This is a genomic window from Thalassotalea castellviae (assembly GCF_031846185.1).
GTDB lineage: Bacteria > Pseudomonadota > Gammaproteobacteria > Enterobacterales > Alteromonadaceae > Thalassotalea_H > Thalassotalea_H castellviae.
On record NZ_JAVRIF010000002.1, the window covers coordinates 16,748 to 31,866 of the forward strand.

General features: G+C 37.7%; 13 protein-coding genes and 1 other RNA gene. 6 read left to right on the forward strand and 8 right to left on the reverse strand.

Features of this window, described 5'->3' with window-relative positions; translation table 11 throughout:
• Positions 1-24: 24 nt before the first annotated feature.
• Positions 25-1,947, reverse strand: a complete 1,923-nt coding sequence (dnaK, locus tag RM573_RS03805; protein ID WP_311577524.1) for a molecular chaperone DnaK — start codon at positions 1,945-1,947, stop codon at positions 25-27.
• A gap of 253 nt (positions 1,948-2,200) precedes the next feature.
• Entirely contained in the window at positions 2,201-2,836 is a 636-nt protein-coding gene (grpE, locus tag RM573_RS03810) for a nucleotide exchange factor GrpE (protein WP_311577527.1), read from the reverse strand.
• Positions 2,837-3,017: 181 nt separating this feature from the next.
• Here grpE and nadK point away from each other — a divergent pair, with 181 nt between their 5' ends.
• The 4 genes from nadK to RM573_RS03830 all read left to right on the forward strand — a co-directional run bounded on the left by nadK (position 3,018) and on the right by RM573_RS03830 (position 6,848).
• Positions 3,018-3,899: an NAD(+) kinase gene (gene nadK, locus RM573_RS03815; protein ID WP_311577531.1), complete on the forward strand. Its 882-nt coding sequence runs from the start codon at positions 3,018-3,020 to the stop codon at positions 3,897-3,899.
• A 400-nt stretch (positions 3,900-4,299) separates the two neighbouring features.
• The gene (locus RM573_RS17490; protein ID WP_432280207.1) at positions 4,300-4,668 is read left to right on the forward strand and encodes a hypothetical protein; all 369 of its coding nucleotides are present in this window, start codon (positions 4,300-4,302) and stop codon (positions 4,666-4,668) included.
• Positions 4,669-4,741: 73 nt separating this feature from the next.
• Positions 4,742-6,409, forward strand: coding sequence for a DNA repair protein RecN (recN, locus tag RM573_RS03825; RefSeq protein ID WP_311577534.1), 1,668 nt, complete (start codon positions 4,742-4,744; stop codon positions 6,407-6,409).
• 91 nt (positions 6,410-6,500) lie between these two features.
• Positions 6,501-6,848, forward strand: a complete 348-nt coding sequence (locus tag RM573_RS03830; RefSeq protein WP_311577537.1) for an outer membrane protein assembly factor BamE — start codon at positions 6,501-6,503, stop codon at positions 6,846-6,848.
• Between the two features lie 105 nt (positions 6,849-6,953).
• Here the strand turns inward: RM573_RS03830 and RM573_RS03835 are convergent, their stop codons facing one another.
• Positions 6,954-7,352 (reverse strand): RnfH family protein, encoded by a 399-nt coding sequence (locus RM573_RS03835; protein ID WP_311577541.1) that lies wholly within the window; start codon positions 7,350-7,352, stop codon positions 6,954-6,956.
• Positions 7,333-7,776, reverse strand: coding sequence for a type II toxin-antitoxin system RatA family toxin (locus tag RM573_RS03840; protein WP_311577544.1), 444 nt, complete (start codon positions 7,774-7,776; stop codon positions 7,333-7,335). The genes RM573_RS03835 and RM573_RS03840 overlap by 20 nt, the downstream gene beginning before the upstream one ends.
• Positions 7,777-7,918: 142 nt before the next feature.
• On the opposite strand from RM573_RS03840, the gene smpB reads away from it, so the two are divergent.
• Both smpB and RM573_RS03850 read left to right on the forward strand, forming a co-directional pair.
• A complete protein-coding gene (gene smpB / locus RM573_RS03845; RefSeq protein ID WP_311577548.1) occupies positions 7,919-8,407 on the forward strand; it encodes an SsrA-binding protein SmpB in 489 nt (162 codons plus the stop codon).
• Between the two features lie 263 nt (positions 8,408-8,670).
• Positions 8,671-9,558, forward strand: coding sequence for a dienelactone hydrolase family protein (locus RM573_RS03850; RefSeq protein WP_311577552.1), 888 nt, complete (start codon positions 8,671-8,673; stop codon positions 9,556-9,558).
• A gap of 101 nt (positions 9,559-9,659) precedes the next feature.
• Here the strand turns inward: RM573_RS03850 and ssrA are convergent.
• From ssrA to RM573_RS03870, 4 genes are all read right to left on the reverse strand, one after another.
• Positions 9,660-10,008, reverse strand: a transfer-messenger RNA (tmRNA) gene (gene ssrA, locus RM573_RS03855).
• A 152-nt stretch (positions 10,009-10,160) separates the two neighbouring features.
• Positions 10,161-11,561, reverse strand: coding sequence for a polysaccharide lyase family 7 protein (locus RM573_RS03860; protein WP_311577555.1), 1,401 nt, complete (start codon positions 11,559-11,561; stop codon positions 10,161-10,163).
• 174 nt (positions 11,562-11,735) lie between these two features.
• Positions 11,736-12,686 (reverse strand): polysaccharide lyase family 7 protein, encoded by a 951-nt coding sequence (locus RM573_RS03865; protein WP_311577558.1) that lies wholly within the window; start codon positions 12,684-12,686, stop codon positions 11,736-11,738.
• A 193-nt stretch (positions 12,687-12,879) separates the two neighbouring features.
• Positions 12,880-14,805, reverse strand: coding sequence for a hypothetical protein (locus RM573_RS03870; RefSeq protein WP_311577561.1), 1,926 nt, complete (start codon positions 14,803-14,805; stop codon positions 12,880-12,882).
• Positions 14,806-15,119 lie beyond the last annotated feature (314 nt).

Sequence of the window (15,119 nt, forward strand, 5' to 3'; positions counted from 1 at the left end):
CTAGCGATAAGCTTTTCAGCCGACTTATTTGTCGTCCTTAACCTCTTCAAACTCAGCGTCTACTACATCATCAGCTGGAGCTGCGTCACCTTCAGGAGCTGCACCTTCTGGTGCGCCACCTTGTGCTTGAGCTTTCGCTTGTGCAATTTCCATTAACTTAGCTGAAGCTTCGATAACCGCTTGAGACTTAGCTTCAATCGCTTCTTTATCATCGCCTTTTAAAGCAGTTTCAAGTTCCGCTAATGCCGCTTCGATTTTCTCTTTATCTTCTGCAGGTAAATCATCACCGGCTTCTGTAATTTGAGTACGAGTAGCGTGGATCATGCCGTCAGCTTGGTTACGTGCTTGAACTAGTTCTTCAAACTTCGCATCTTCATCAGCATTTGCTTCCGCGTCACGTACCATTTGTTCTACTTCATCGTCTGATAAACCAGATGAAGCTTTAATGGTGATTTTTTGTTCTTTACCTGTGTTCTTATCTTTAGCCGTTACATGTAAGATACCATCGGCATCAATATCGAAAGTTACTTCGATTTGTGGTGTACCACGTGGCGCTGGATCAATACCTTCAAGGTTAAATTGACCTAAAGACTTGTTAGCCGAAGCTTGCTTACGCTCACCTTGTACAACATGCACAGTTACCGCCGCTTGGTTATCGTCAGCTGTTGAGAATGTTTGTGATTGCTTCGTTGGGATAGTGGTATTTTTATCGATAACTTTCGTCATCACACCGCCCATTGTTTCAATCCCTAATGATAATGGCGTAACATCTAAAAGAAGTACGTCAGTCACATCACCAGAAAGTACACCCGCTTGAATTGCTGCACCAGAAGCTACTGCTTCATCAGGATTTACATCTTTACGAGGCTCTTTACCAAAGAACTCTGACACTGCTTTTTGAACCATTGGCATACGTGTTTGACCACCAACCAAGATAACATCATTCACATCACTTACTGATAAATCAGCGTCTTTAAGTGCTTGTTTAAGTGGTTCTAATGTAGCTTTAACCATATCTTCAACAAGTGATTCTAGTTTTGCACGCGTCACTTTAATGTTCATGTGCTTAGGACCAGAGCCATCTGCCGTAATGTAAGGTAGGTTTACATCAGTTTGTTGTGCAGAAGAAAGTTCACATTTCGCTTTTTCTGCAGCTTCTTTCAAGCGTTGCATTGCTAATGGATCTTTTGTTAAATCCATGCCTTGGTCTTTTTTGAATTCTTCAACTAGGTAATTGATTAAGCGGTTATCAAAATCTTCACCACCTAAATGCGTATCACCGTTAGTCGCTAATACTTCAAAAGTGTGCTCACCTTCAACTTCATCAATTTCAATAATTGAAATATCGAATGTACCACCACCTAAATCATATACAGCAACAACTTTATCGCCTTGTTTTTTATCCATGCCGTAAGCAAGAGCAGCAGCCGTAGGCTCGTTAATAATACGTTTTACATCTAAGCCCGCAATACGGCCAGCATCTTTCGTTGCTTGACGTTGTGAGTCATTGAAGTAAGCAGGAACTGTGATTACCGCTTCAGAAACGGTTTCACCTAAAAAGTCTTCTGCCGTTTTTTTCATTTTCGCTAAAACTTCTGCTGAAACTTGTGGTGGAGCTACGTTTTTATCACGTGCCGTTACCCAAGCATCACCGTTGTCTGCTTTAACAATACCAAAAGGCATAATGCCGATATCGCGTTGCACTTCACTATCATCAAAGCGACGACCGATTAAACGCTTAATAGCAAATAATGTATTTTTAGGATTTGTTACTGATTGACGTTTAGCTGGTTGACCCACTAACGTTTCACCATCTTCTGTATAAGCGATGATAGAAGGTGTTGTACGATCGCCTTCTGCATTTTCAATAACACGTACTTTGTCGCCATCGAGTACAGCAACACATGAGTTTGTTGTCCCTAGGTCAATACCAATAATTTTGCCCATCTTGAGGATCTCCGAATACTAAATTAAATTAATCTGTTGTTGAAAACTAAATTGGGGGCGAGAAAATTGTTTTCAACTCTTTTTGTTAAAAAAAGTAAAAAAAATGACATATTTTTTGAAAATAACAAATAAAGCAGAATTACAGGCAAATTTACACAAATCCTGCGTGCTTTTCTCGAGCGTCTTATTCAATGTAAACCCATAAAAAAACCAGACATCATGTCTGGCTTTTCTGGGTGCTTATACAATGAATTTATGCTGAAGTATCTACGGCAGGGGCAGCTTTAGATACCATCACCATTGCTGGACGAATTAATCGACCATTTAATTCATAACCTTTTTGCATTACCGCAATAACAGTATTTGGCTCAACACCTTCAACTTCTTGCATCGACATCGCTTGATGAAGCTCTGGGTTAAAAGGTTGATCTTGAGGATCAATCGCTTTAACACCAAACTTCTCTAGTCCTGACAATAAACCTTGCAGAGTTAAATTAACGCCTTCAAAAGTAGCTTTTTGCTCTTCAGCTTCCGCATCAATGGTTGCTAAACCACGTTCTAAGTTATCCACGACAGTTAACATTTCAGCGGCAAATTTTTCTAATGCAAACTTGCGTGCTTTCTCAACGTCTTGTGCACTTCTTCGACGCACATTATCAACTTCTGCTTTTGCTCGAATCACCGAATCTTTTTGATCCGCTACTGTAGCTTGAGCTACTGATAAAGAGAGCTCTAATTCATTTATTCTTTCTTGCTCAGGACTAATATTATCAGCGGCTGCATCTAACTGCACTTCAACTTGCTCTTCTGCTTCACCAATAATTTCTGCGGCTAAATCTTCTGCTGAAATTTCTTCAGCACTCTTATTCTCTGTAGACTTGTTAGTCATGAAAAACTCCAAGATAAATCGTAAAATGCGACTAATTAAAACTAATATTGTGCTAATTATGGGGGCTTGTTTAAATGATTCAAGAACAAATGTGAAACATTTATAAAAAAGTCAACTTTACAAGTTTCCAAAATAGCGCCAAACTGCTGTTAACCGTGTAAAATCCCTAATTATAGCGAATATGAGTAAACTATATAAAACAATCGGCTTAATTGGTAAGCCAAACCATAAGGGAGCAGGGATTACTATTAATGCTCTGTACCAATTCCTTTCAACGCAAGGATATCAAATTCTTGTGGAAAATTCGGTAGCGAGTGCTCTCGAATTCAATGATATTAATATTCGTTCAGTCACTGAAATAGGTGATCAAGCAGATCTTGCCATCGTTGTCGGTGGCGACGGTTATATGTTAGGTGCCGCACGCGTTTTATCTTGTTATAACATCGGTGTTTTAGGGGTTAACCGCGGTAATTTAGGTTTTTTAACTGATTTATCGCCGGATGATATCAACGAACCATTAACTAAAATATTAGCGGGTGAGTCTCGTTCAGAACAACGATTTATTATCGAAGCTGAAGTCTATCGCCATGGCAAACTAAAAAGCTCTAATAGTGCGGTTAATGAGGCAGTATTGCATGCGGGTAAAGTTGCTAGCATGATTGAATTTGAAGTGTATATCGACGGCAGTTTTATGTTTAGCCAACGCTCAGATGGTTTAATCGTTTCAACACCTACTGGTTCAACGGCTTATTCAATGTCTGCTGGCGGACCTATTCTAACCCCAAATTTAAATGCATTGTCCTTAGTGCCAATGTTCCCCCATACATTAACTAGTCGTCCGATTGTAGTTGACGGGAATAGTGAAATTAAATTAGTGCTCGCTAATGAAAATTACGAAAACTTACAAGTCAGTTGTGACGGCCATGTTATTTTAGCTGTGATGCCTGGTGATGAAGTGATCATTAAAAAGAGTAAAAATACCCTTCGATTAGTGCATCCCCTCGATCATAATTATTTTAATGTTTTAAGAAGTAAACTAAGTTGGGGACATAAACTTTATTAAAAAAATAAACACTCTGCGTGCCGCCAGTCTTTTCCTCGTTCTACTTGTAGGATTTACTTCAGGTATCGCCAAGTGTGGTCAATCACCAAAGATTGATATAATTTGGGCTACTGACTCGTGGGAAGGTTTTACAAATCGCGACGGCACGGGTATTTATCATGAAATTTTTAATAAAGTTTTTGAGCACTCCCCTTACAACGTATCCGTACAGTATTTACCTTGGAAAAGAGCATTAAACCAAGTCGCCATTAATCAAGCACAAGTTAGTGGCGCTTTACCTAAAAGTGACAAATATCTTTTTGCCGACCTTCCTATTTTAACTCAGCCTTTAAGTATTTTAACACGCGCAAAACAACCTTTATCGTTAACTCAGATTAAAACCTTAGTTGGTGTATGGCCTTTGACATATACCGAACAATTGATGCAATCTGATATCTCGCAATTTTTAGACGGAATTACTGCACATTATAGGGCTGATGCAATGGCTTTGTTGCAAAAAAACAAAGTAGATTATTATTTGGATATTAGATCCATCCTAGAACTTCATTTAGCTAGTTTGCCGATAGAGCAGCAAAGTCATTATCAGATTCAAGATTTATCAACATTAAATTTATATTTAATTTTTAGTAAGGATGAACAAGGTATCGCGCTAAAAAAATATTATGATACAACCACAAAACAGTTATTAGAGCATAATACCCTCCAAGCTATTTATAAAAAATATAACCTTTCTATAAAAGTTGATGATAAAACCATCACGGAAAATTAAAATAATTATTGCAAAAAACCTAAACACTGTATAAATTAACACCTAAGTATTTATACAGCAATTTGGATTGATTATGTTATTACATTTAAACATTCAAAATTTTGCAATTGTCCGAGCGTTAGATATTGACTGGCGTAATGGGATGACTACCATTACAGGCGAAACCGGCGCAGGTAAGTCGATTGCCATAGATGCATTAGGGTTATGTTTAGGCGATCGTGCAGTCACTGATGTTGTTCGACCTCATTGTAAAAAAGCAGAGTTGTCTGCCACTTTTGACATCAACAATAATAATATAGCAAAGCAATGGTTAGAAAAAAATGACATTTCATTTGAGGATCAAGAATGCATACTTCGCCGATTGATCTCTGCCGAAGGAAGATCTAAAGCATTTATAAATGGCAGCCAAGTACCTTTAGCGCAACTGAAAGAAATCGGACAATACTTGATCAACATTCATGGCCAACATGAACATCAATTAATAGTCAAAGCTTCACAACAACGTCAGATATTAGATGATTATGCAGATCATAAAAATTTAATCGATACTTTGCAGTATTATTTCAAGCAATGGCAAACATTAAATCATGAATGCAACAAGTTACAAGAAAGCCAATCTCAACGAAATGCCCAACGTCAATTATTACAATATCAAGTCAATGAACTGGATGAATTTGCCTTAGCTGAAGGCGAATTTGAACAACTAGAAACGGATTACAAACGACATAGTAATAGCCAGCAACTATTAGATATTTCTTTACAAGCATTACAAGATTTGTCAGAAAATGAACAATTTAATATTACAGATAGTTTAAGAACGACTTGTGAACAAATTAATCATCTCGCTAGTTTAGATATAAATATTAAGCCGTTGGCTGCACAACTTAATGAGAGTTTATTACAACTAGAAGATGTAAATAGCGAACTAAGACATTATTACGAGCGTTTAGAGTTAGACCCACAAACCTATCAAATCATTGAGGAGCGATTTTCAACCGCGGTTCAATTAGCAAAGAAACATCATGTTCCCCCAGAGAACTTAACTAAATTTCACCAGCATTTAAAACAAGAATTAGCATTGATCTCAGGCGATGAGTCACGTTTAGATAATATTTATCAAGAAATTGAAACCGCAGAAGCTAATTACATCTCTAGCGCAAAAGCGTTAACTCAATCTAGAGTTTCAGCTGCCAAGACCTTAAGTACAAAAATTACGGAAAGTATGCGCGAACTAAATATGGAACACGGCCAATTTCAAATAAGTGTGACTCAAAACGAAAACGAAAAACTCACCTCTCATGGCTTAGATGATATCAACTTTTTAATTAGTTTAAACCCAGGTCAACAATTAGCCGCCATGAATAAAGTAGCCTCAGGAGGCGAGCTATCAAGAATAAGCCTAGCGATGCAAGTGATCCTTGCAGACAAAGTTATAACGCCAACGTTAATATTTGATGAAGTTGATGTTGGTATTAGCGGACCAACAGCCGCAATGGTTGGCACAAAACTGCAACAATTGTCAGCCAACACCCAAGTTATTTGTGTAACTCACTTGCCTCAAGTTGCGTCTAAAGGACATCAACAATTATTTGTGACGAAACTTACAGACGGTGAACATACTGAAACAAAAGTTACGGAACTAAGTAACGATGGCCGAGTCCAAGAAATTGCTCGCTTGTTAGCCGGTGATAAAATTACCGATAACAGCATTGCAAATGCCCAAGAATTACTAGCAAGCTGAACAGAAAGTGAAATAAACTAAAAAACTTTTGTATCTGATGGCTGGCTTAGTTATTATCCCCGTTCACAGTTTATAGGATAAATACATCATCATGTTGTTTCGAGTTTTAGCTTTAAGTTTAGTTTTATCAATTTCTGCCTGTTCAAGCTGGGTCTTCCGGATTGATATTCCACAAGGAAACTATTTAGAGCAAAAAGATGTCGACAAGTTGCAAGTGGGTATGACCAAAGAACAAGTAAAGTTTGTACTCGGTAGCCCGGTAGTTTTAGATGCTTTTAATAAGGATACATGGCATTACGTTTATCGTTTTAAGTCAGGTAGAAGTGAAAATTTAAACGCGAAAAAACAATTTACCGTGAGATTTGAAGATAACAAACTAGTTTCTGCTGAAGGCGATTTCGAATTACCAGAAAGCTACTACACACCAATGGTTAACTAACCTAAAACATTTAATCCCCTTTAATCGAATTCACAGGAGCTTAATATTATGCTCCTGCAATGTCGATATACCCCTAACTACAGTGATAGCGATAATACAATAATGTTATTCGGATTTAGCACGTCGAGGATCAACCCGTCCACCGGTTACTTTATCAGCTCGACCTTCTTCTTTGGCTTTTTCAGCACGACGTTTACGCACTTCTTTTGGATCAGCAATTAACGGACGATAAATTTCAATTCTATCTAAATCATTTACCGTATCAGTGAGCTTAGCAGTTCGATTCCAAATCCCGACCTTATTTACCGTTAAATCTATTTCTTTGAAACTTAACAAAATGCCTGATGAGATAATAGCCTGCTCAACCGTTACTCCCTCTTCAACCTCTAAGGTTAATAGCGCTTGCTCCGTTGGTGTGCCATAAACTACTTCAATCTTTATTAATGTTTGTTTTTCATCAGCTTGTGAGCTGTTTATTTCTAAACTATCCAACTTTTGCTCCATAAACATCTTTTGCACGTTGCGTAAACGCTTGAACCATATTATTTGCTAAGCTATTAAATACTCGACCAAAAGCTAAATCAAATACCTTACTCGAAAATTCATAATCTAAGTGTAAACTTATTTTACATGCTTCATCTGATAACGAAGTTAATTGCCAACTTCCGGTTAAAGATTTAAATGGACCGTCGACGAGCGTCATCTTAATTTCACTATTTGATATTAGCGTATTTTTAGTGGTGAACCATTTTTTCAAACCGCCTTTGGCCACCAATAAACCTGCAACCATTTCATGCTGATCTTCAGAAATAATTTTACTATCGCCACAATCGGGGATAAATTGCGGATAAGCAGCGATATCGTTGATAAGTTGATACATTTGCTCAACACTAAACATGACTAACGCATTACGACTAATTGACGCCATTTAACCCCCTAAAAATAAAGCGATATCATAGCAAAGCTTATCAAAAAAGGCATTAACCTAAATCAAGTTTGGAAAAATCAAAAATAGTCATTTAATTAGCGATAATTCTCCGTATAATGTCGCCGTTAACAATGGAAAGATAATGGCAAAAAAGAAATTAAAAAAATCAAATAGCAATACGATTGCACTCAATAAAAAAGCGCGTCATAACTACTCTTTAACGGATAAGTTTGAAGCGGGATTAAGTTTGCAAGGTTGGGAAATAAAAAGTATCCGTAGCGGAAAGGTAAACATTTCCGATTGTTACGTGCATATTAAAAACCGCGAAGCTTATTTACTGGGTGCTGAAATCATGCCCTTAAACGCGGCTTCAAGCCATGTAGTTTGTGATGCTAATCGGGATCGTAAATTATTATTAAATCGACGCGAGTTAGACAAACTTATTGGCGCGGTAGAACGTGACGGTTATTCATTAATTGCAACAGCAATGTACTGGAAAGCCTGCTGGGTAAAACTTGAGTTTTATTTAGGTAAAGGTAAAAAAGATCACGATAAACGTGCAGATATCAAAGATCGTGAATGGGCCGTAGATAAAGGTCGCTTAATGAAAAATAAAAATTTAGACCGTTAGCACGCCACCAGAAAACAGCGTAGCCAATCCTCTGGACAATTTTTATCAACTCCCTAGCTCAGATAAAAATTGTCCACAATAACCTTTCACCAGTTTTCATCACAAATTTGGGGATTCATCCCATGAAATATTCTCGTCGACTAAAACCGATAAAGTTGGACAAAAAGTCAATATCCTTTCTGGCTCAAGGTGAAAAATGATGCTACTTTTAAACCTTAATCATGCTTATTCCTTCTAGCTAACAAACTGTAAAGGCCACTCATATGAAAGAACAATCGACTCAAATTCCACAAGAAGCGTTTGATTGGTATGACGATTATGCCCATGGCGGAATGGACCGTCGTGACTTTATGAAAAAATTAACCACTTTAGTTGCCTTAGGTTACTCAATGACAACGCTAACTTCAGCCCTATTGCCTAATTATGCTTTAGCTGAGCAAGTATCTTTTAATGATGATGATATTATTGCAAGTTACCAAGAATTTGATTCTCCTCAAGGCCATGGCAAAGGCCGAGGGTATTTAGTAAAGCCAACAACTAAAAAGAACACTTATCCAGTGGTATTAGTCATTCATGAAAACAGAGGTTTAAACCCATACGTAAAAGACGTAGCAAGGCGATTAGCAAAACAAGGTTTTATCGCCTTTGCACCTGATGCACTATTCCCTGTAGGTGGTTACCCTGGCAATGATGATGACGGTAGAGCAATGCAACGCAAGCTAGACCGAGGTAAAATTCAGCATGATTTTGTTGCTGCAGCCAACTTTTTAAAGTCACAACCTTATAGCAATGGTAAATTAGGTGCTGTCGGTTTTTGCTTTGGTGGTTATATGGTGAATTATTTAGCCGCTGTCGATAGCAAGTTATTAACGGCTGGTGTACCTTTTTATGGAACTCCGGCAACGAAAGAACTCAGAAAAAATATTAAAGCATCTATGATGATCCAACTAGGTGAGTTGGATGAAAGAGTCAATAAATCTTGGCCAGAATACGAACAAGACTTAAAAGCGCAAAATGTAGATTATCAAATGTATATGTATAAAAACGCTAAACATGGCTTTCACAATGATTCTACGGCCAGGTACGATAAAGAAAATGCTGAATTAGCATGGCAACGTACAACGGCATTTTTTAAAGAGAAATTAACTTAATGATAAATAACCGTTGGACTTGAGTTTGGCGGTTAATTTTTTGCTGAGTGACTAAGTATTTATATAACAATTATTTAAAAGAAAGGTACTCTAAGTTGCATTTGGACCTGGGGGGAATCGAACCCCCGTCCAGAAAGCCTAGACCTTCGGTACTACATGCTTAGTCGATTATTTATTTAACCAATTAGACGCCAACCGACAGGCTTCGTCATGGTGAGCTTAATACTATTTCGCGGTTCAGCCTTAAGCGTGCTTCCCTCGCTATCCTATTTGGGGTGACCATCAATCCTCTAAACAACAGGACAATTTATGAGGTGATGGCTAGCCTTAAGCGGCTAGTGCGAACGTTTCGTCGTTTGCAATTATAGTTTTGCGGCTTTTTACCAGGCCAACCGCCCCTGGGCATGCACCTCAAGCTTCGTGAATCCTGTCGAATCCTAGATCAAGCCCGTTGCAACGGAGCACATGTCATATATAAAAACAATATACATGTCAGTGCAGGTCCAAATGCAACCTAGATGTCCAGCTATTCTATCACAGTAAATTTAGCCGACAACGGTTATTTAACAATTTAACGCTATTCGACTAATTTACGAACAATGTTACCCATCGTAGTTTATATGACTATTTTCTATTTTATAAAATGTCGCTTGAACATAGTCTTTCGGATCACCTGAATTGTTTTGATTATAAACACCTGCTTTGAAATACATATATTGACCACCAAGGTCGTAGCTACTACTATTCATATCAATTTCTTGGATTAAATCTGCTTGACCATCACGAGTCAGAGTAAAGGTTAAAATGTTGCCAGACACCGAAATTTGATAGCCAAATCGTTCATTTAATTTGATGCCATTGGCAGGGTTTTCGGCACTTTTAGACCGCGTACCAATTAATTCGTAATAAGTATCATCGCCATCTTTAATTTCATGCGCTAAATAAATGGCACCTTTCTCGTTGTTAGGTAATTTTCGATAATAAACACGAATGGGTTCGTCATCATTTGCATGTATTTGACCTATGATAACCCGTCCTACTTGTGCGCTATCCCCCGTTTCTGTAACGTAATTTACCGCCAACTCAGCAGTTAGCGTACCATCCACTCCTCCGGCCGCAGATTGATCACTTGCTGGTGCGCTGGAGAACACCCAATTGTTTTTGTTCACCCCTTGGGTACTTATATTTGTATTCCCGCGTCTTAACATTTCCCTTAACTCTGTACGAGTATATTTAGTATTGGTTGAGGTTTTAGCGCCTTCGATAGGTGCTCTAAAAACCATGCCGCCCTCTTTATCTAAAAAGAAAAATTCAGCATTAAAATAATTATCGTTGAGTGTTGATTCATAAATACTTTTCGCTTTTGAATTGGTGCTTTCATCAACAGGAATACTTAAATACCAATCGTTTAGTTCTATCGACGAAGTTTTGTTCTCCCGACAACCAAACGCTTCAACTTCAACAATATGATTCCCATCATTTTTATCACTGCCATTGGCAACAATTTTAACGTAACGCGCTGAGCTTTCTGTTAGCTCAACATATTCACCTCGTGTTGTTGATGCGTTACTGATAGCTGATGTTAAGACTGGCAACCACTCTTCTTTATCTTGTGAGGTTTCAATATCAAAACTGTAAGTTCTTTCATCGTTATTTAACCAAGTAATAGCAAGACCTTTAACTAGTGAAACTTCATCAAGTGTTAATATTAAATCATGCTGATTGTTGGAAGTAGACCATCGAGAGCTTGCGATAAATGAGCCATCAATACTTTGACTAGCCTCAAACCCTTGCATTTGTGACTGAACTGAGGCTTGAGTAAAATCGAGTTTGTTTAAAGTTGAGCAACTAATAGTTTCTATTACTACTTCGTCTGGTGTATCCGGTGTAGTAGGTTGTTCTTGAATAGGTTCATCAATAGCCGTATCAGAGCTTGAAGAAGATCCGCAGCCCTGAAGCAATACCAACAAGCTGATGAGTATAAAATTTGATCGTAAAAGCACTTAGGCCTCCAACGTAATATAGTACAATAAAACTATTGTTTATGAATTGAAACTGCACTGTTTGACATCGCGCCACCAATAGATTTTAAGTGACGCAGGTAGCAGCTTTACAGAGTCATTGTTTACCGTATAAATAGATGATGTCTTAAAACATGTTTCTGAGGTTATAAATAATTAACGTTTTTTATGACTATTTTCTAATTGATAAAAGGTAGCTTGTACATAATCTGTTTTGTCACCAGTATTGTTTTGATTATAAACACCGGCTTTAAAATACATATACTGATTACTTTTGTGGTAACCACTTTCACTCATATCAACTTCTTGAACAACATCAGCTTTTCCAGGACGCATAATCGTTACTGTCAGTAAATCACCATCAACATGTATTCGATAACTGAAAACTTCGTTAAGCAGCACTCCATCAGGATCGTCTTTGGCATTACTCGCACGAGACCCAATTAAGTCATACCACTGTTCATCCCCCGTTAAAGGCTCATGAGCCATATAGATTGCACCACGTTCATTGTTCGGTAATTTTCGGTAATACAAACGAACAGGTTCATCATCTTTGGCATGAATTTGACCAATGATCACGCGACCTACTTGTTTTGCATCGCCCGTTTTAGTGACATGGTTTACCGCAAGTGTCGCGTCAAGCGTTCCATCGACACCACCTGATTTTTTACGAACAGATCTTTTGACCGTACTAAACACCCAATTATTTTTGCTAATGCCCGTCGTTTTAATTCGAGTATTTCCTGCTCTGAGCATTTCACGTAATTCAGTACGGGTATATTTAGTGTTTTTCGAGGTTTTAGGGCCATCAATTGGCGCAGTAAAAACCATGCCACCATCTTTTGCCGTGTAAAAAATAGGAGCAATAGTTAACCCCTTTGATAAATAATTTTCCGGAATATTGTCAGCTATACCGTCTTTATTGGTATCAACAGGTAAGCTAATACTCCATTGGCTCAAATCAAAATTTTTAGCGGGTGTTAAGCTAGGATCTAACTTAATGATTTCGCCTCTAGTGTTTCTCAGCTCATTACTTTCAGCATAACTCTGTCCCGTTAAAGTTATTAATAACAGTAAACTTAGCAATGTTTTAATTGAAACCAACATTTTTTCACCTTATTTATCCTCGACTAATCATTGATTAGTACAAGTTTACCTCTGTAAAACTCAATTTAATTTTTCGTCAGTTGTCGGTAGAACATTCAGACTTAATATAAATAGAATAAAAATAGCGCCAATATAAGCGCTATTTTTGTATCTTGATTAATGACTTAACCAACGTTAATTATACTTTTCGCTTTTATAATCTGTCAGCAACAACCGCTTCTGCAGTGCTTGAATTATAAGGCGAGTCAGGGTTATCTGTATCTAAAGAATCACCTACTGTATAACTTTCAAAGTCATCTGCAAATACTTCTGTAGTACCTTCGATATCTGAATATAGTTTAAAATCATCGACTAAGAATGCAGCATCAGTTACGCCACCATTGTCACCAATTTTAAAGATCACCGTTGAAACCCCATCAGTTGTTAAGTCTGGACCTTCTTTCGTTGCAGAAAGAAAAGGACCATACATAACATCGTCAATCGTTAATGTTAACGAAGTCACTTCCGTGGTACTTGAAGAGTCCCAGGTCATTTCAACATCATGCCACTCGCCTAAGGTGTAAGTAACTTCACTTAAAATAGCGTCTTCATTATTACGGATTTGGAACACGCCATTTTGAATGCGTAAATCAATCACAGCGTTATTTGTGCTAGTAGAGCTACCGTATAAGCCGATATAGGCATCTTTACCATCATCCATTGTTTTATTAAATGAAACGGTCAGTTTACCTTGCTCTAACATTGAATCTTTGTAACGTAATTCGCCCGCATCATCGGTCATAGTATCGGTAATTGAGGCAACATTGAAATTAGGCTCAGCCGGTTCTTCTGGCTCTTCTTCAACTAAACGCTCAGCTTCTGCAACTACCGCTTCAGCAGTACTAGAGTTATATGGAGAGGCCCCGTTATCAGTATCTAAAGAATCACCTACTGCATAACCTTCAAAATCATCAGAGAATACTTCAGTCGTTCCTGCAGTATCTGAATACAGTTTAAAATCATCCACTAAGAATGAAGCATCAGTTAAGCCACCGTTATCACCTAATTTAAAGATGACCGTAGATACACCGTCAGTAGTTAAGTCTGGACCTTCTTTTGTTGATGAAAGAAATGGACCATACATTACGCCATCAATCGTTAATGTTAACGTAGTCACTTCTGTAGTACTTGAAGAGTCCCAAGTCATTTCAACATCATGCCATTCATCTAAAGTATAAGTAACTTCACTTAAAATAGCGTCTTCATTATTACGAATTTGGAACACACCATTTTGAATGCGTAAATCAATCACAGCATTGTTGGTACTAGTTGAGCTACCGTATAAGCCGATATAGGCATCTTTACCATCATCTAATGTTTTGTTAAATGAAACGGTCAGTTTACCTTGCTCTAACATTGAATCTTTGTAACGTAATTCGCCCGCATCATCGGTCATGCTATCGGTAATTGATGCAACTTTCGTGATCTCTACAGCTGGTGGAACAATAATTTCATCCGTAACAGGTCCAACGCCTTCAGACGTTGCCATCTCATCAAATCCGTCATTATCTGTATAAACAACAGAAACGGTGATAATCGAACCTAGCTCAGCCGCAGTTAAGGTGTAAGTTGAAGCATTTGAATCAGCAATATCTGAACCATCAACCATCCAAGTGTAAGCAACTGGCGTTGCTCCCGTGCCATTAGGATCTGTGATTGTCGCTTTTAGCTCACCGTCAACGACAGCATCACCAGAAATAGCAACAGTCCCTTCGGTATTCACCGCAGGAAATTCTACTGTGCTAGAAGGATTAGATTTAGCTACCTCATCATAACCATCATCATCAGTATATGAAGCCGACACGGTTATTTTTGTCGCTGCATCTGCATCTACTAATGTGTATGAACTTGAAGTAGCCCCCGAAATTACCACATCGTTTGCCATCCAAGAATAAGTTACCGCAGCAGCGTCATAACCATTAGTGTCAACCAAGTTTGCTGACAATGATGAACCAACTATCGTGTCACCAGAAATACTTATTGAGCCAATTGAGTTACCTTCTTTATTGCCTTCAAAGTCATTATCACATGCACTTAATGCCAATAGAATTGGCAAACTCATTAATAATTTCGTTTTCACAATCATTATTCCCCTAATAAATTATTGTATGAACCATTTAAGTACTAAAAAGAAAACTAATTTTGTTATTTATATTTCTTTTGTACTAAATACTAGATACGATACTCTCAACAGCTTACCAATTTGTCAACCAAAGTTTTTAAAAATACCTTAATGAGAACACAAAATCGGTAAACCAACTCGGTTAACAATAGAAATATTTCAGTCCATTAATTCACATTGTATTTAACATAGTAAAAGGATTGAAATTTATACAGATTGGTCATCAATTTTTCATTATTGTTCTGAATAATTGTTTATTTCCATCTCACTTT

What these genes read in the sequence shown, in the direction of transcription:
- grpE (WP_311577527.1), bottom strand. Translation starts at nt 2,836, where the DNA reads ATGACTAACAAGTCTACAGAGAATAAGAGTGCTGAAGAAATTTCAGCA.
- dnaK (WP_311577524.1), bottom strand. Translation starts at nt 1,947, where the DNA reads ATGGGCAAAATTATTGGTATTGACCTAGGGACAACAAACTCATGTGTT.
- RM573_RS03850 (WP_311577552.1), top strand. Translation starts at nt 8,671, where the DNA reads ATGAAAGAACAATCGACTCAAATTCCACAAGAAGCGTTTGATTGGTAT.
- recN (WP_311577534.1), top strand. Translation starts at nt 4,742, where the DNA reads ATGTTATTACATTTAAACATTCAAAATTTTGCAATTGTCCGAGCGTTA.
- smpB (WP_311577548.1), top strand. Translation starts at nt 7,919, where the DNA reads ATGGCAAAAAAGAAATTAAAAAAATCAAATAGCAATACGATTGCACTC.
- RM573_RS03835 (WP_311577541.1), bottom strand. Translation starts at nt 7,352, where the DNA reads ATGGAGCAAAAGTTGGATAGTTTAGAAATAAACAGCTCACAAGCTGAT.
- RM573_RS03840 (WP_311577544.1), bottom strand. Translation starts at nt 7,776, where the DNA reads ATGGCGTCAATTAGTCGTAATGCGTTAGTCATGTTTAGTGTTGAGCAA.
- RM573_RS03830 (WP_311577537.1), top strand. Translation starts at nt 6,501, where the DNA reads ATGTTGTTTCGAGTTTTAGCTTTAAGTTTAGTTTTATCAATTTCTGCC.
- nadK (WP_311577531.1), top strand. Translation starts at nt 3,018, where the DNA reads ATGAGTAAACTATATAAAACAATCGGCTTAATTGGTAAGCCAAACCAT.
- RM573_RS03865 (WP_311577558.1), bottom strand. Translation starts at nt 12,686, where the DNA reads ATGTTGGTTTCAATTAAAACATTGCTAAGTTTACTGTTATTAATAACT.